Source organism: Flavobacterium collinsii (genome assembly GCF_946903285.1).
Taxonomy (GTDB): Bacteria; Bacteroidota; Bacteroidia; order Flavobacteriales; family Flavobacteriaceae; genus Flavobacterium; species Flavobacterium collinsii.
Map to the genome: position 1 here is coordinate 3441985 of NZ_OX336425.1, position 17369 is coordinate 3459353.

Annotated in this window: 15 protein-coding genes; 4 read left to right on the forward strand and 11 right to left on the reverse strand. The window is 38.0% G+C overall.

The window, feature by feature from the left end; genetic code table 11:
• The first annotated feature begins 214 nt into the window (after positions 1-214).
• On the forward strand, positions 215-964 hold the full coding sequence (locus OGZ34_RS14325; RefSeq protein WP_263360643.1) for a 4-hydroxy-tetrahydrodipicolinate reductase: 750 nt from the start codon (positions 215-217) through the stop codon (positions 962-964).
• A gap of 206 nt (positions 965-1170) precedes the next feature.
• Here the strand turns inward: OGZ34_RS14325 and OGZ34_RS14330 are convergent, their stop codons facing one another.
• From OGZ34_RS14330 to OGZ34_RS14345, 4 genes are all read right to left on the reverse strand, one after another.
• Positions 1171-1917 carry a succinate dehydrogenase/fumarate reductase iron-sulfur subunit gene (locus tag OGZ34_RS14330; protein WP_173964225.1) on the reverse strand — a complete coding sequence of 249 codons (747 nt, stop codon included), beginning with the start codon at positions 1915-1917 and terminating at the stop codon, positions 1171-1173.
• A gap of 17 nt (positions 1918-1934) precedes the next feature.
• Positions 1935-3845, reverse strand: coding sequence for a fumarate reductase/succinate dehydrogenase flavoprotein subunit (locus OGZ34_RS14335; protein WP_263360644.1), 1911 nt, complete (start codon positions 3843-3845; stop codon positions 1935-1937).
• A 503-nt stretch (positions 3846-4348) separates the two neighbouring features.
• Complete coding sequence (locus tag OGZ34_RS14340; RefSeq protein ID WP_263360645.1) at positions 4349-5449, reverse strand: hypothetical protein; 1101 nt, start codon at positions 5447-5449, stop codon at positions 4349-4351.
• Between the two features lie 111 nt (positions 5450-5560).
• The gene (locus tag OGZ34_RS14345; protein WP_263360646.1) at positions 5561-6841 is read right to left on the reverse strand and encodes an acetyl-CoA C-acetyltransferase; all 1281 of its coding nucleotides are present in this window, start codon (positions 6839-6841) and stop codon (positions 5561-5563) included.
• 219 nt (positions 6842-7060) lie between these two features.
• Here OGZ34_RS14345 and OGZ34_RS14350 point away from each other — a divergent pair, with 219 nt between their 5' ends.
• On the forward strand, positions 7061-9442 hold the full coding sequence (locus OGZ34_RS14350) for a TonB-dependent receptor (protein ID WP_263360647.1): 2382 nt from the start codon (positions 7061-7063) through the stop codon (positions 9440-9442).
• A 605-nt stretch (positions 9443-10047) separates the two neighbouring features.
• On the opposite strand, the gene OGZ34_RS14355 is transcribed toward OGZ34_RS14350, so the two are convergent.
• The 6 genes from OGZ34_RS14355 to OGZ34_RS14380 all read right to left on the reverse strand — a co-directional run bounded on the left by OGZ34_RS14355 (position 10048) and on the right by OGZ34_RS14380 (position 14498).
• Positions 10048-11070, reverse strand: coding sequence for an LLM class flavin-dependent oxidoreductase (locus OGZ34_RS14355; RefSeq protein ID WP_263360648.1), 1023 nt, complete (start codon positions 11068-11070; stop codon positions 10048-10050).
• A gap of 583 nt (positions 11071-11653) precedes the next feature.
• On the reverse strand, positions 11654-12043 hold the full coding sequence (locus tag OGZ34_RS14360; protein ID WP_246253146.1) for a DUF1634 domain-containing protein: 390 nt from the start codon (positions 12041-12043) through the stop codon (positions 11654-11656).
• A 4-nt stretch (positions 12044-12047) separates the two neighbouring features.
• Positions 12048-12884, reverse strand: a complete 837-nt coding sequence (locus OGZ34_RS14365; RefSeq protein ID WP_263360649.1) for a sulfite exporter TauE/SafE family protein — start codon at positions 12882-12884, stop codon at positions 12048-12050.
• Positions 12885-13073: 189 nt separating this feature from the next.
• Positions 13074-13316, reverse strand: coding sequence for a hypothetical protein (locus OGZ34_RS14370; RefSeq protein ID WP_173964217.1), 243 nt, complete (start codon positions 13314-13316; stop codon positions 13074-13076).
• A gap of 304 nt (positions 13317-13620) precedes the next feature.
• Positions 13621-14058 (reverse strand): DoxX family protein, encoded by a 438-nt coding sequence (locus OGZ34_RS14375; RefSeq protein WP_263360650.1) that lies wholly within the window; start codon positions 14056-14058, stop codon positions 13621-13623.
• Between the two features lie 71 nt (positions 14059-14129).
• Positions 14130-14498 (reverse strand): winged helix-turn-helix transcriptional regulator, encoded by a 369-nt coding sequence (locus OGZ34_RS14380; protein WP_173964215.1) that lies wholly within the window; start codon positions 14496-14498, stop codon positions 14130-14132.
• Between the two features lie 81 nt (positions 14499-14579).
• On the opposite strand from OGZ34_RS14380, the gene OGZ34_RS14385 reads away from it, so the two are divergent.
• Positions 14580-15458: an NmrA family NAD(P)-binding protein gene (locus OGZ34_RS14385; RefSeq protein ID WP_263360651.1), complete on the forward strand. Its 879-nt coding sequence runs from the start codon at positions 14580-14582 to the stop codon at positions 15456-15458.
• 171 nt (positions 15459-15629) lie between these two features.
• The gene (locus OGZ34_RS14390) at positions 15630-16643 is read left to right on the forward strand and encodes a zinc-binding alcohol dehydrogenase family protein (RefSeq protein WP_263360652.1); all 1014 of its coding nucleotides are present in this window, start codon (positions 15630-15632) and stop codon (positions 16641-16643) included.
• 21 nt (positions 16644-16664) lie between these two features.
• Here OGZ34_RS14390 and OGZ34_RS14395 read toward each other — a convergent pair whose 3' ends face one another.
• Complete coding sequence (locus OGZ34_RS14395) at positions 16665-17369, reverse strand: LytR/AlgR family response regulator transcription factor (RefSeq protein ID WP_263360653.1); 705 nt, start codon at positions 17367-17369, stop codon at positions 16665-16667.

Here is a 17369-nt window from a genome sequence, read left to right on the forward strand (position 1 = left end):
CTTCTTATAAAATATTTTCACAGTAGTATTCCTGTTAACGTGTTTGTTTATTGTTAGTTATATAAGTTGTTATTAGTGATCTCGTCATATAATCTTTATTTTTACTAGAAGTGGATAATTATCTGCTTAGATAATAATTGAATTTTTGATTTGGCATGAAGTTTCAAAAGTGTCAATTTTATAAACGGGCAATCTGCTCATAAAAAGGTAAATTATGAAAATAGGTTTAATAGGATTCGGAAAAACAGGAAAATCGGTAGCTTCTGTACTGCTGGAAAACAATAAATTTTGTCTGGAGTGGGTTTTAAGACAAAGTACTGTTTTAGAACACAGATCGGTTTCAGAATTTCTTGGCATTCCTTCAAAAGAACCGGGTTTAATTTACTCGGGTTCTAAAACGACAATGGAAGAATTACTGGACAAGCATCCGGTTGATGTAATTATTGATTTTTCTTCCAATGAAGGTATTTATACGTATGGAGAAATTGCTGCAAAGCGAAAGGTCAAGATTATCTCGGCAATTTCTCATTACAAAGAAAAGGAATTGCAATTATTAAAGAAACTGGCACATAAAACGACGGTATTCTGGTCGCCAAATATTACGCTTGGGGTGAATTATCTGCTTTTTGCTGCTAAATTTTTAAAAAAAATTGCGCCTTGGGTTGATATCGAGGTGAACGAAGAACATTTTAAAAAGAAAGTAGGAACTTCGGGAACTGCGGTAAAAATTGCAGAAGCTCTGGATATTGATAAAAGCAATATTAATTCAGTCAGAGCAGGAGGAATAGTTGGTAAACATGAAGTTATATTTGGATTCCCTTTTCAGACGGTTCGTTTAATACATGAATCAATTTCGAGGGAAGCGTTTGGAAACGGAGTTGTTTTTGTTGCCGAAAATTTAGAAAACAAACCCAAAGGGCTGTATAATTTTGGAGATATTTTAACGCCTTATTTTGCAGTATGATACTTTATAGCAAATCCGACAGGTTTTCGAAACTTGTCGGTTTTATTTTTTAATAACACATAGAAACACAGACATTGTAGGGGCAAAAAGGCTTCGAAAAAGAAATACATTTCCTCGGCATAGTTTGTAAACTTATGAAATGATATTCCTGAGTTTGAAAATCTATGTTTCTATGTGTTTAATAAATTAACTAAGGTTGTGTTTTATTATTTTTTAAAAATTAAAGCTTTAGTATATTCGGCATTCATTTTTGCGATCGAAAGAATCGAAATACCTTGTGGGCACTCAATTTCACAGGCTCTGGTATCGGAGCAGTTTCCAAAACCTTCTGCATCCATCTGGTTTACCATGGTCAGCACTCTTTTTGAAGCCTCGACTTGTCCTTGTGGTAATAAAGCCAGATGTGTGATTTTGGCACCTGTAAACAAGGCAGCGCTGGCGTTTTTGCAAGTTGCTACGCAGGCCCCACAACCAATGCAGGCTGCGGCATCAAAAGACGCTTCGGCAGTCTCGTAAGATATCGGAATCGTATTGGCTTCAGGCGCCTGACCCGTGGAGACTCCAATAAAACCACCAGATTCAATAATGGCATCAAAAGCGGAGCGGTCAATTTTTAAATCTCTCAGTACAGGAAAGGCTTTTGCCCGAAAAGGTTCAATATAAATGGTATCTCCATCTTTAAAACTTCTCATATGAAGCTGACAGGTAGTGGTGTTTTTTAAGGGGCCGTGTGCTCTTCCATCAATCATAACACCACATTGTCCGCAAATTCCTTCGCGGCAATCGTGATCAAACTCAATAACACGTTCTTTTTTCTGAATTAAAGATTCATTTAAAAGATCAAGCATTTCCAGAAATGACATATGTTCTGAAACTTCATCGATTTCATAATCTATCATTTTTCCTTTAGAAGAAGTATCAGACTGTCGCCATATTTTAAGATATAGTTTCATATTGCTTTAACTTTTTATTATTTATAACTTCTTACAGCAAGTTCAACCGACTCAAATACAAGAGGTTCCTTATGCAATTCGGGCTGTTTCGCTGGACCTTTCCATTCCCAGGCCGAGACATAACAGAAATCGGTATCATTTCGAACTGCTTCACCATCGGCAGTTTGAAATTCTTCCCGAAAGTGGGCACCACAGGATTCTTCTCTTTGTAAAGCATCGTAACACATTAGTTCGGCCAACTCGATGTAATCGGCAATTCGGCCGGCTTTTTCGAGTTCACTATTTAAAGTATCATCTCCGGTAATCAGTAAATCCTTTTCAAAAGAAGTTTTTAAGGCTTTGATATCCTCAAGAGCCTCTTCGAGTTTTTCCTTGCTTCTGGAAAGACCGCATTTTTCGTAAAGTAATCTTCCAATTTTTTTATGAAAGTGATCGGTAGAAAGTGTGCCTTTACTGTTTAAGAAATGATCCAGCTGAGTTCGAACTGCTTTTTCGGCTTCATCAAAAGTAGGATGGCTGATCGTAGCTTTGGGTGCATTTAATTCTCCAGCCAAATAATTAGGAATCGTATAGGGAGCTATAAAATAACCGTCTACACAAGCCTGAAGCAAGGAATTAGCCCCCAGTCTGTTTGCACCGTGATCGGCAAAATTGGCTTCTCCCAAAGCAAATAATCCGGGAATACTGGTCATTAGTTCATAATCTACCCAAAGTCCGCCCATCGTAAAGTGAGCAGCAGGGGAGATTAACATGGGTTCTTTGTAAGCATTGATTCCGGTAATTTTTTCATACATGGCAAATAGATTGCTGTATTTGGCTTCAATTTTATCTTTTCCCTGTGCTTTTATAGCATCTGAGAAATCCAAATAAATGGCATTTTTCATGGGGCCTACACCATGTCCGGCATCAATTCGCTCTTTGGCAGCCCGTGACGAAATATCACGGGGCGCAAGATTTCCAAAAGATGGATATCGGCGTTCCAGATAATAATCTCGTTCTTCTTCGGGGATTGTATTGGCATTTCGCTGGTCTTCGGCCTTTTTCGGAACCCAGATTCGTCCGTCGTTCCGCAAAGATTCTGACATTAAAGTGAGTTTGGACTGATTGGCTCCGTGTTGAGGAAGTGAAGTAGGATGAAACTGAATCCAGCTTACTCCCGCCATATAAGCACCTTTTTTATGAGCTCTCCAAATGGCCGAACTATTACAGCCCATTGCCAGTGTAGAAAGATAATATACTTTTCCGTAGCCTCCGGAAGCCAGTACAACAGCATCGGCAACATGACGCTCCAAAGCTCCTGTTTCCAGATTTCGGGCGATAATGCCTTTTGCTTTTCCATCAATAACAACTAATTCCAGCATCTCGTGACGGGTATGCATCGTTACTTTTCCTAAGGAAACCTGACGTAATAATCCCTGATAAGCACCTAGTAAAAGCTGCTGCCCGGTTTGTCCGCGTGCATAAAAGGTTCTTGAAACCTGAACGCCACCAAAAGAGCGGTTGTTTAGGTAACCTGCATATTCTCTGGCAAAAGGAACGCCTTGTGCTACGGCATGATCTATTAAATGTGCAGAACATTCGGCCAAGCGGTAGACATTGGCTTCACGGGATCTGAAATCACCGCCTTTGATGGTATCATAGAACATTCTGAAGGTACTGTCGCCATCGTTTTTGTAATTTTTGGCAGCATTAACACCTCCTTGTGCTGCAACAGAATGGGCACGTCTGGCAGAATCCTGAAAGCAAAAGGATTGGATATTATAACCTTGTTCAGCCAGAGACGCTGCGCAGGAGGCACCCGCAAGACCGGTTCCGACCACAATAACGTTTAGTTTTTTTCTGTTGGCGGGATTTACGAGTTTCGCTTTTGCTTTGTAATTGTTCCATTTATCGGCTAGTGGGCCTTCGGGTATTTTTGAGTCAATCATTTTTATTTTAGTTTAAAATGAATTTATACACCAATTCTATAAGTGACTTAAATTTTTAGAAGGCCTAATTTACTATAAAAAAATGGTTTTTTGTAAAGAAAACGCTATTATTTGAACTGTTTATTGTAATTCAAAATAAGAATTAATACTTGAGAACGGATGTTAGATTGATCCGTTAGCCGCAATTGTATTTTAACACATAGAAACATAGTTTTAGATGCAGGAAAAGACGTTTCGCTTTAAATAAAATGCATAGCACTACGTTAAAGAAATGATTTTCTCTTTTGTACCCTCTTTTTAGAATACAAATCTATGTCTCTATGTGTTAAATGTTTTTCAAGTTGATTTGCTTTGTCAATTCGTTATCGCTCGGGCTGCAGATTTTTTTAATTGATTTTTCATTAAAAAAAACTTTGCGATTTTGCGCCTCGGCGAGATTAGAAAGAGCAGAACGCGGCTCTAAAATTATGATTTAGGAAAGCATAAGTTTTTTCAGCTAAGTCTTATTTGATGAATTTTTCAACATTTGGAATTTTCTCCAGTGCCTTTGTATTTTCAGCAAGAAGTTTAGCTGCAGCTTCATTTATTTTACCGACCGGAATTGCTTTCCATTTATTGATATCTTTTTCGAAGTCGTTTTGGAATAAAACTCGGGATAAATCTCTTATCACACAATAGGCCGCTATGGAATGGCCGTTATCGCTATCATAGTTTCCGGTATTAATAAAAAACTGTACTCGTTTCATCAGGCCTTCTTCAGAGTAAAGGGACAACTCAGTTAATTTACCTCTGTATTCCAAATCGGCAGAACCAACTCCTTTTAATTTCGGAAACAATTTGTAATCGGCAAAGTGTCTGCCTTCGTGACCAATGTAGCTCACTCTGAAATTTTCCGATTTTAAGTCATAAGCCTTTTTTACACAAAACAAAGCTTCTTTAGTTGCCCAGCCTGCAGGATAGTAACGTCCTAAAGTGGCGTATTCGCTCCAGCCCAACGTTACGAAATCATCCATAAAAAAGATTTTGATTGGTGTTTCTTTTCCGTCATAATTGACTTTATAAATGGTGTCTTTCTCTGTTTTCCAAACCAATAAATCATACAAGCCTCCGGTTTTTCCAAATCCTGTAGTATGATAGCCTAGACTGGCGATGTATTTTTTTTGGTAAACATTAATGCTGTCTTCATTGAGCGGTAAGTTTTTGGCAGCAGGAAAATTCGTTTTAAGAAAATTAGAAACGTTTTTTAGGATCAGTGAATCTGTTTTCTTTTCCTTGTTTAAGAAAGAGAAGCGCCAATAATCTCTGTAAATTTTTAACAGTTGATCTATTTTTGATTTTCTGGTTTCCAGAAAATCACTTTTGTCTTCTTTAAATTTAAAGCGGTTTTCAAAGTTGTTTTTGAATTTTAAATCCTTTTCTGCTATTTTTTTGGCTGGATCAGCGTCTAGTAGAGTCAAGGCCAATTTTGGATTTCCATCCAAAGCAAGAGAATAGATTTTGGTATAATCCAGTTTTATACTGTCATTTTGAATGGACTGCGCGTTTATTTTCGAAAACGAAAAAAGAATGAAAATAAGTAAGGTAACAAGTTTTAAGGTTCTCATATAAAAATGTTTGGGTTAATTTGTTAACGGCTTTTTATACTATAGAGACTTTTTTTTTGTTAATGTTACAGTTTTAATTCTTTTATTTCTATTTCAATTGGTTTGTCTTTTTTATTTTTCGATAATCATGGTAACGCCTTGTCCTCCGGCGGCACAAATAGAAATTAGTCCGCGTCCTGATCCTTTTTCATTTAATAATTTGGCCATCACGCCAATGATACGGCCTCCTGTGGCAGCAAAGGGGTGTGCGGCTGCGAGACTGCTTCCTTTCACGTTTAGTTTTTCGCGGTCAATAGCACCGAGGGTTTTAGACAGTCCTATTTGAGTACTCAGTTCCGGACTCTCCCAGATCTTCAAAGTGGCTAAAACCTGCGCGGCAAAAGCTTCGTGAATTTCATAATAATCAAAGTCCTGTAAAGTTAAACCTGCTTTGTCGAGCATATTGCTGACCGCAAACAAAGGAGCCAACAAAAGGTTTTGCTGATTTTTGACATATTCAATAGCAGCAATTTCTGCAAAAGTGATGTAGGCTAAAATTGGAAGTCCCTGTTCTTTGGCCCATTCTTCACTGGCTAGAAGTATGCAGGACGCCCCATCAGTTAATGGTGTTGAGTTCCCAGCGGTGAGGGTTCCGTTGGTTTTGTCAAAGGCCGGTTTTAATTTGGCAAGCTTTTCAAGTGTACTGTCTTTTCTCAGATTATTGTCTTTGTAAAGTCCGTTGAATGGCGTTATCATATCATCAAAAAAACCTTCGTCGTAGGCTTTTGCCATATTGAGATGACTTTTAAGCGCGAGATTATCCTGGTCTTCACGGGAAATTTTATAATGTTTGGCTGTGATTTCGGTATGTCCACCCATCGAAAGTCCGGTTTGAACTTCTTCATTTCGGGGAACAAGCGGTGCCAAATCTTTGGGACGAATTTTTAAAAATTGTTTTAGTTTTTCACCCAGTGATTTTGCATTTCTGGCGTTGAGCAGAATCTTTCTAAGCTTGTCGCTTACTGCCATTGGAATATCGCTAATAGAATCAACCCCTCCGGCAATTCCGCATTCTATTTGACCTAAGGCTATTTTGTTGGCAATATAAATAGCACTTTCAATTCCGGTATCACAGGCTTGCTGTAAGTCACAGGCAGGTGTTGCGGGATCAAGTGCCGTTTTCAAAACACATTCTCTCATTAGGTTATTATCATAGGTATGTTTGATTACAGCACCTCCGGCAACTTCGCCTAATAATTTCCCTTTCAAATTGTATTTGTGTACAAGACCATCAAGAGCAGCAATCATCATTTGCTGATTTCCAACTTCGGCATAAGCCGTATTAGCTCTTGCAAACGGAATACGGTTGTATCCAACAATGGCTACTTTTTTGATTGTGTTCGTATGATTCATATCTGAAATGATGTTTTTAGATTTTTTTCAGATTAAAGATAAGCAGAGTTATTTGTTATTGAGTGATTTGGATCACAAAATGTTTCGCTTTTTGATTTTAGTGGTGAATTCTTTATTTTTTGAATTGTATTTATTTAGAATGATTAAAAATAATTTGGAAAGCAGAGTTTTAGCCATTACTTTTGCCAGCGAGATGAAAACCAAATAATAATAAATATCATGAGTTTAAAAAAAGTTTTATTTTCCTTGATTTTCCTAAGTTCATTGTCTATGACGAGTCAGGAACTGGGAAAAGTAATCGGAAAGGTTTCCTTATCGGGAAATGTACCGGCAGAAAATGTTTCTGTTGCGCTTAAAGGAACGAAGTATAGTGCCGTTACGAACGAACACGGACAGTACGAAATAAAAAATGTTAAGGCAGCCAGTTATACTATTAGCATTAGCGCAGTAGGAATTCGTCCGGTTGAAGACAGAATTACAGTTGCAGCTAAGCAAACGATTACTAAAAACTTCATGCTTTTGGAGAGTCAGGAAGACCTGGATGAAGTTGTGATTACGAAAAATAAATACAAGCAGGACAAGCCTTCTTTATCTTTGCGTCTTCAAACACCTGTATTGGAAATTCCACAAAATATTCAGATTGTGAGTGGTCAGACATTAAAAGATCAACAGATTGTAAGTATGAGTGACGGAGTAATTCGAAATGTGAGTGGGGCAATACGTTCTGAGCACTGGGGAGATTTGTATACCAATATAAAAATGCGTGGTTCACAGGTTCAGGCGTTCCGTAATGGTTTCAACGTAGTTTCTTCTTCCTGGGGACCGCTTACGGAAGACATGAGTTTTGTAGATCATATTGAGTTTGTGAAAGGACCTGCAGGATTTATGCTTTCCGTTGGTGATCCAAGTGGTTTGTATAACGTAGTGACTAAAAAACCAACCGGAATTACAAAAGGAGAAGCCAGTGTAATGGCGGGAAGCTATGATTTTTACAGAGCGAGTATCGATCTTGATGGGAAACTGGATAAAAAAGGAAAGCTATTGTATCGTTTTAATGCTGCTGCCCAAAACAGAGGTGCGCATCGTGCATTTGAACGCAACAACCGTTATGTAATTGCCCCCGTGCTTACGTATCAGATTGATGATAAAACGAAAATTACGGCGGAGTATAATTTTCAATATGCCAACATGACTGAAGTAGGTTCTTATTATGTGTTTGGACCTAAATCTGATGGATATGCCACTTTACCGGTTGGATTTACTTTGACACAGCCTGGTATTCCGGATACTAATATTCAAGACCATAACGGCTACTTTATGTTTGAGCATAAGTTTGATGATAATTGGAAACTGACAGCACAAACTTCTTACTTCAAGTACATTCAGCAAGGATACAGTTCATGGCCAAGCAAAATTGGTTCAAGTGAAAATACTCTTGGTAAAGGCAACATTATCAGAAATGTGGGTATTTGGGACGCAGAAAGTAATATGTATTTGGGGCAGATATTCGTAAACGGAAAGTTTACGACCGGAAAAGTTACGCATAAACTATTAGGCGGTGTAGATTTAGGAAGTAAAGATTATATGGCAGATTGGGGACAGTCTCATGATCTTGATACAGCTGCAAATCCATTTAATGTTTACAGTCCAAATTACGGGACGCCTTCTAACGGTTTTCCCGTTTTCAATCGTACAACACCGCTTTCAGTCAGAGCTGGTGGTAAATTAACACAAGAATACGCAGCAGGTTATATTCAGGATGAACTTGGTTTCTTTGAGAATAAATTGAGATTGACTCTTGCAGCACGATATACTTGGATTAGCCAAAACAGTTGGGGAACAATTGAATCTGATAGTCATATTACACCACGTGTAGGATTTAGTTATTCTGTGACCGATAATTTAGCTCTTTATGGTTTGTACGATCAGGCATTTATACCGCAGTCCGGAATTATTAAAAATGGTGATCAGGTAAAACCGATAACTGGAAATAATGTGGAATTTGGAATTAAGAAAGATTGGTTTGACGAATCGTGGAGTACTACATTAGCAGCTTATAGAATCGTAAAACAGAATGAACTTGCTGCCGATCCAACGAACGGACCAAATGATATTTATAAAATTGTTTTAGGAGAAAAAAGAGCGGAGGGTATTGAATTTGACATTAGAGGAAGGTTATTAGACGGACTTAATCTTGTTGCTAATTATGCTTTTACAGAATCTATAGTAACAAGTTCGGTTATTCCAAAAATAACGGTGGGTTCAGTTGTACCGGGATTTGCTAAACATAGTGCAAATGCGTGGTTGAACTACAGCATTCAAAGCGGAAAGTTAAAAGGACTGGGGGCTTCTATAGGAGGGACTTATCTTGCAGGCCGTCAAACGGACAGTTGGAGTGTAGGAGGTATCAGCTTACCCAACTATTTTAAACTGGATGGAGGTTTATCTTATGAAACCGGGAAGTTTAAGGTTACAGCAAATGTGTTTAATATTCTGGACAAATACCTGTACAGTGGATCTTACTATGAATGGCTTTCTGCTTACTATTGGCAAACAGAAGCACCAAGAAACTTTAGAGTGGGGGTAACGTATAAGTTCTGATTTTTTAGGTACTAAGGCGCTTAGGTTCTGAGATGCTAAGGGGCTGGGTGTTTAAAAGTAACCCGACAGGTTTTTAACCTGTCGGGTTTTTTAACATTTTCCTAAAATTTCTTAATTGCAATAATAATTTACAGCTTACTCCGTAAGAGACAAGTATTTGGAATCTGTTGCTCTGAAAGAGCCTTAGCAGTAACATGGCACGAAGTGCCATGAATACTGGTGAGCACTTCTTTAAGCCCTGTAAGGGCGAAAGCTTAACCCAAAAAGCACATATCTTATTTTATGGCATTTCCGAAAGTTAGCAACTTTTAGCCAAAATCTTATGCTTTATTTATAACTGCTTAAGCCCCTTCAGGGCAATATGATTCATTATCTTAATTTATAGTGCGTTGCACTATTTTTATACTTCTGGGCTTTCAGCCCTTTTTAAACATTTCAAATATTTATACCGAAAGAGAACACTAATTGTAAAATCAGCTGTAATAAAATGATCTTTTAAATGAAGAGCTGAAATTGTTAATAAAAGGAATAACTTCTATCAACCTCACAACATTTTGTGTGAATCCCCTTTTTTGAACGAGCTGAATCTCTTTTGTACCAAATAATTACCCTTTTTGAACGAGTGGAATCACTTTTGTTCCAATAAGTTCTATTGCATTCATTAGCTGGGTATGTGTAAGGCCTGCATTGTCCATTTGAAATGTAAATCTTGAAATTCCGCCAAGAGATTCACTGTGTCGTAAGATTTTATCAGCAATGCGTTCAGGATCACCTACAACCAGAACACCCAGATCGTCAATTAAACCGTCAAATTTGGCTCTGGTAACTGGTGGCCAGCCGCGTTCTAAGCCTAATTTTGTCCAAAGTTCAGCATAACCCGGATAATATTCTTCGATGGCTTTTGCGGTCGTGCTTGCTGCAAACCCAGGTGAATGTAGGCCTACCTGAAGTTCTTCGGGCTGGTAACCGGCTGCTTTTCCTGCTTCACGATACAAATCTACTAACGGACGGAAACGATGTGTCTGACCTCCAATGACGGCTACCATTAAAGGCAAACCTAAGGATCCTGCTCTTATAAAAGATTCAGGAGTTCCGCCAACGCCCAACCAAACCGGTAGTTTTTCCTGTAAAGCCCTCGGATAAACCGGAAGATTATTCAAAGCGGGACGAAATTTCCCCGACCAGGTTACAAATTCATTGTCTCTGATTTGAAGTAAGAGCTCTAATTTTTCTTTAAAAAGCTCATCATAGTCATTCAGATTAAATCCGAAAAGAGGGTAAGCTTCGATTGAAGATCCGCGGCCTACTACAATTTCGGCTCTTCCTTTTGAAATTAAGTCAAGGGTTGCAAAACTTTGATAGACTCTTACCGGATCGGCAGCACTTAAAACCGAAACAGCACTTGACAATCGAATGCGTTTTGTTCGCGCCGCGGCAGCACTTAAAATTACTGCGGTAGCCGAATCTAAAAACTCTTTTTTATGATGTTCACCAATTCCAAAAACGTCAAGCCCGGCCTGATCTGCAAGCTCGATTCTTTGGAGTAATTGTTCCATTGCATCAACACTGTTTAGCGTATTGTGGTTTCCGTACATCGCCGAAGCGAAACTGTCAATTCCTATTTCCATTTTTTTTAGCTTTAGGCTTTAAGCTTTAGGCTGTATGCTTTCCTTTAAAGCCTGCAGCCCAATGCTTATCGCGGTTTGTTTTTTTTTAGCTTTAGGCTTTAAGCTTTAAGCTTTAGGCTTTATGCTTTCCTTTAAAGCCTGCAGCTCAATGCTTATCGCGGTTTGTTTTTTTTTAGCTTTAGGCTTTAAGCTTTAGGCTGTACGCTTTCCTTTAAAGCCTTCAGCCCAATGCTTATCGCGGTTTGTTTTTTTTTTAGCTTTAGGCTTTAGGCTTTAAGCTGTACGCTTTCCTTTAAAGCCTGCAGCCATTCTTATCGCGGTTTGTTTTTTTTAGCTTTAGGCTTTTAACTTTTAGCTTTAGGCTGTACGCTTTCCGTAAAGCCTAAAGTCCAATGCTTGTTGCAGTTATTTTTTTAGCCATAGGCTTTAAGCAATATGTTTTTTCGGTAAGCCTGCAGCCCTAAACCTGATAGTTTTTAAAACCTGTCGGGTTTGGTTGTTATTAAGTAATATGTTTTTTCAAAAAGCCCAGAGCCTAAAGCTTAGTGCCTATAGCTTAAAGCCTAAAGCCCAAATCGCATAATTAATGTGAAAAGCCAAAGGAAACGCTAATCAGAATAATCACAATAACAATTAAGGTGATCCCTACATACAGATAATCCTTTTCCAATAAAAACGAAAATAGCGATAGTAAAACACGTAAAACTGGGGTTAAGAAAAGCAGGATGATCCCAAAAAAGATCAACGATTCGCCATTTCCCTGAATTACACCCTGATATATTGCCGAAATTACTTCAAAAATATTGCGGTCATTTTCATGGAAGACTGAGTAATCTTCAATATCTGTGCTGTGCGCCATTAGATAAACAATTCCGCCAATAAAAGCGACCGATAGGGAAATCCAAACGCCATAACGCAATAAATTCCCAATAATGGTTTGAAAATCTTTTTCTCCAAATTTTTCGTGTTGCATAATCTTAGATTTTTCCATTAATTCCGTTATAGATCATATTTATCGCAAGTACAAATATCAGACAGGCAAAGAATATACGTAGTTTTTTAGGATTTGTTTTAACTAAAACTTTGGCTCCCGCCATAGCACCAAACAGTACGCCGATGACTACTGGCATACAGATTCCGGGTTCGATGTATCCTTTTTGAATATAGATTACAGAACTCGCCATTGCCGTAACGCCCATCATAAAATTACTGGTTGTGGTAGAAACTTTAAACGGAATTCTCATAATATTGTCCATTGCAATGACTTTAAAAGCACCGGAACCAATTCCTAATAAACCTGACATCATTCCGGCAATTCCCATCATACCAAAACCGCCCACGACGTTTTTGGTTCCGTAACGAATTATTTCACCGTGATGCGAGGGATAAGTACCTTCTAACCTCAGTTTTTTAGCCAAAGGACTAGATTCTAAAACAATATGTTCTTCTTTTTTTCGAAGAGAATTGATAGCCGAGAAGATCAAAGTAAGTCCGAATAAAACGGCAATAAAGGAAGTAGGAGCGATGGTTGAAAGTAAGGCCCCACAAACAGCACCAATTGTAGTAGCAATCTCAAGAAAGATACCCAGTCGCATATTAGTGATTCCCTCCCTGACATAAGCGGCAGCAGAACCGGAGGAAGTAGCAATTACCGAAACCAGAGCCGCACCAATTGCATAATGAATGTCAACACCAAGAATGACCGTTAAAAGTGGAATTATGATAATCCCGCCACCTAAACCTGACAATGAACCAATAAAACCTGCTAAAAAAGCACCAAGAATCATAATCAGGGTAAACGTAAGTACTGTCATTCGGATCAATTTTGTTACCGCTAATTTACGAATTGATATTTGGTGAAGAAATGTTTTATTTCATAATTAAAAACTAAAATTGTTTAATTCTGAAATTTAAATCTTGAGAAAAAACACAAAAAAGCACTTAACTGGTTGATTATAGGGTAAAAACCAGAGTTTAAGAATGAAACGCTAAAAAAGAGGAACTTACAGGTTATCGTCTATTATTTTTTGAACACTGCTGATAAAAGTCTCTGTATTTTTGACATCTTGCTTGATGTACAAATCGTATTCGTTTAATTTATACTGATCGATCATGTCTTTTTTTAAGTATTTGATGATGGATTCTAGAGTCCGGGTATCCTCCTCATTTAGTTTCTTTAACTCCCGTTGTTTACTTTTGAGATAATCTAAACTCTTTTTTAATCTCTGAACCATTAATTTTTCCAATCTCTTCCTTCGTTTAAAAATTATTAAAACAAACGATAATCCGGAAGATTTTAAGCTCAATATGCCCCAAAAACCATTTCCATTTGAGCTTAATTCCTCCAGAGTATCGTATTCCCATACATACGTTCAAATTGAGAATTTAGATTTGAGAAATGTTATAAAATTTTCAGAGGGGTTTATAAAATTTGCATCTAAGAAAAAAAGATTGCTAAAAGATTGATGATTAGGTGTTTTGTAGGTTAAGGAATACGAGGTTGCCGTAGATCATCCTAAGGATTTCTACTGTAAAATTATTTTAAAAATCTTATTTTGACCGATTGTCTAAAGCAAGATAAGTTTTGTCTAAGGCAGAAAGCAGTAAAGCAGCTGCAGCACTTGTTAGAACCGAGTAATCAAAAGGAGCTTTTACCGAAACCGAAACAGCCATTGAAAGGGCAAAAAGCAGCATTAAAGAGGCAGTTCCCAAAGCAACCTGACGGGTTTTAAATCCTAGGATTAAAAATAAGCCAAAGATAATTTCGAAAAAAGTAGCCAAAGCTCCCAATACTTCTGCTAAGGATTTACTGGCAAAGGAGTTTAAGGTTTGGGTGTAAATAACAAAATTATCCCAGTTTCCCCAAGCTACTCCGGGAGCGCCGGGTACACCCCAAAGGCCAAAACGGTCGGCAACGGCAGAGAGCATCGTAATTCCCAAAACAATTCTTAAAACGAAACCTGCCTGTGCTGTACCTATTTTTTTCATCGAGATCTTTTTATGTAAAGATAACAAGATGTTGGGCTACTTTGGATGATTATTTTTGAGACGGTATTATTTTAAGAATTCTTAAATCCATCTTCCTTATCCTTGAAGGCCCATGTCGCCATAGCTTCAATAACTGGCATTAAACCTTTTCCAGAAGCACTTAAGCTATACGTTACAAAAGGAGGTACAACCGGTTTGGCTTCTCTAATGACAAGATGGTCGGCTTCGAGCTGTTTTAAATGTTGTATCAGCATCTTTTCGGTAACTGCAGGGATAGCCCTTTTTAGTTCGCTGTAACGTTTGCTTCCGCCTGAAAGATGGTAAATGATAATGGGTTTCCAATAGCCTCCAATTTTTTCCATAACATAAGTTACGGGACATTTGTCTAAAGCGTATTGCTTGTTTTCCTGAATAGTCGACGATTCTTTGATTGCGGTCATAGTGCATACTTTAGGGTAAGTACTTGTATAAAAGTAAGTACAAATATACCTTTGTTGCACAACATAAAAAAATAAACAGAGATGAAAATTACAATTTCAGGATCATTAGGAAACATAGGGAAACCATTGACACAAAAACTTATTGCCTCAGGACATGAGGTCACAGTAATCAGCAGCAGTGCAGACCGCGCAAAAGAGATTGAAGCAGCAGGAGCCAAAGCAGCGATTGGTTCTGTAAGTGATGCCACTTTTTTGCAAAGCGCATTTGAAGGAGCTGATGCTGTATTTGCAATGACTCCGCCTAATATGGGAGGAGTTAATATCATTGCCAATACTACGGATGCCGGTAAAGCACTTGCAAAAGCCATAGCAGCTGCCGGAGTAAAACGTGTTGTAATGCTGAGCAGTATAGGCGCAGATTTACCGGGAGGAAATGGTCCAATTGCCGGACTTCATAATATCGAGAAACTGTATGAATCATTAGAGAACGTATCGGTTACGTATCTTCGTGCGGGCTTTTTCTACACGAATTTGTACCATGATGTTTCAATGATTAAAGGAGCGGGAATTATTGGAGCAAATTATCCTTCTAACACTACGATTCCTTTTGTACATCCTGAAGATATTGCGGCGGCAGTTTCTGAAGAATTACTAAAAACCATAGCGGGAAAGAACATTCGTTATATTGTAAGTGATGTGCGAACTCCAAATGAAGTAGCCAAAACTTTAGGCTTAGCCATTGGAAAACCGGATTTACCATGGGTAGAGTTTACCGATGTGCAATCTCTTGACGGAATGAAACAAGCGGGACTGCCGGAAGAAATTGCCGAACTGTATACCGAGATGGGATCAGGTTTAAGAAGCGGTAAAATCGCAGCACATTTTTTAAGCGATTATAGTTCTGTTGACGGACGAACTAAACTGGAAGATTTTGCAAAAGAATTTGCAGCTAAGTTTTAAATAGTAAAAGTAAGAAGCTGGTTTTAGGATCAGCTTTTTTTAGTATTTGCGAATTCTAAAGTGATATTGACTTTTGATAAGAATATACTGGTTTAGTATAAAATTATACCGTTTGTAAGATTCGGACTGTATTTATCTTTGTAATAATAATAGAACTTAAAAATTATAAAGATGAAAGCCATAGGATTTAAAACATCGTTGCCAATTACTGAAGAAGAGAGTTTTATAGCATTTGAAACTCCAAAACCAGTTCCCGGAGAACGTGATTTAGTAGTGAAAATTAGTGCAGTATCCGTTAATCCGGTTGATTTTAAAATTCGTCAGGGCAGTGCGAAAGATACGGTTTTAGAAACACCAAAAATTATAGGCTGGGATGCTGTAGGTATTGTCGAGGCGATAGGAGAGAAAGTGACTTTGTTTAAGGTAGGCGATGAAGTGTTTTATGCCGGAGATATTACCAAACCAGGCAGCAATGCGGAATATCAAAGTGTTGACGAACGAATTGTAGGCAGAAAACCGAAGTCCTTAAGCCTTGAAGAATCGGCAGTGATACCGCTGACTGGTTTAACGGCTTGGGAAATTCTTTTTGATCGCATTCGAATCAATCCTAAAAAAGACAAAGGAAAATCAATTTTGATTATTGGAGGTGCAGGAGGAGTAGGTTCTATTGCTATTCAACTGGCCAGGAAAATTGCAGGTTTAACTGTTATTGCAACAGCATCGCGTCCCGAAACTATCGCTTGGTGTAAAGAGCAGGGCGCAGACTTCGTAGTCGATCACAAAAACCTGATTGCTTCGGTTCGGGAAGCAGGGTTTCAACAGGTAGATTTTATTTTAGATTTTGTCGATACTAATTCCTATTGGGATATTATGGCAGAATTAATTAAACCCCAAGGGCACATTGCTTCTATTACCGGGAGCAGTGATCCGGTTGCGTTGAACAAACTCAAAAATAAAAGTGCTTCTTTCTCTTGGGAACTGATGTACACACGATCAATGTTTGAAACCGATGATATGCAGGAACAACACGTTATTCTTAATCAATTGGCTGATCTTTTAGACGAAGGCATTCTAAAATCGACGCTCAATGTAACGCTTAATGGTTTAACGGCCGGGAACTTTAAAAAAGCACATGAGCTTTTAGAGTCAGGAAAAACTATTGGTAAGATTGCGATCAAATTTTAAAGCTAAAAACAGAGTAAGCCACTAAGAGTTTTTCAATATTTTAAAAACATATTCTTTATAGCTTGCTCCAATTGGGATTTCGATAGTCCCAATTTCAACATCATAGGCGGTAAATGCAGTAATGTTTTTTAAATTAATAATATAAGAGCGGTGTACCCGAAGGAAATCTTTTCCCTGAAGTTCCATTTCGATATCGCCGATCTTGTATTTTGCGGTAAGTTTTACCCCTCCTTTTTGATGAACCACAATGTAATCTTTCACGCTTTCTATAAATAAAACACTATCAGTATTTATTTTATGAAACTTAGATCCGTTTCGGATGTAAATAAAATTCTCCAGAGGCGGAGTTATAATCTTATTGTTAGTAGGGCCACTGATGCGTAAATAACGATCGGTGGCTTTAAAAAAGCGGTCAAAAGTAATGGGTTTGAGTAAATAATCTATAATATCAAGTTCGTAACTCTCCAGTGCATATTCGCGATAGGCCGTTGTAAAAATTATGGAAGGTGGATTTTTTAGTGTTTTTAAAAAATCAATTCCGGTTATCTGCGGCATTTTAATGTCTAAAAACATAAGATCAACAGTCGTTGTTCTTAATACTTCAGCGGCTTTTAAAGCGTTTGGACATGTGCCTACAATCTCAAAATAATCCAACTTACTGATGTGGTTTTGCAGCAGGTTTATGGCCAAAGGCTCATCATCGACTAATAAACATCGTATCTTCAT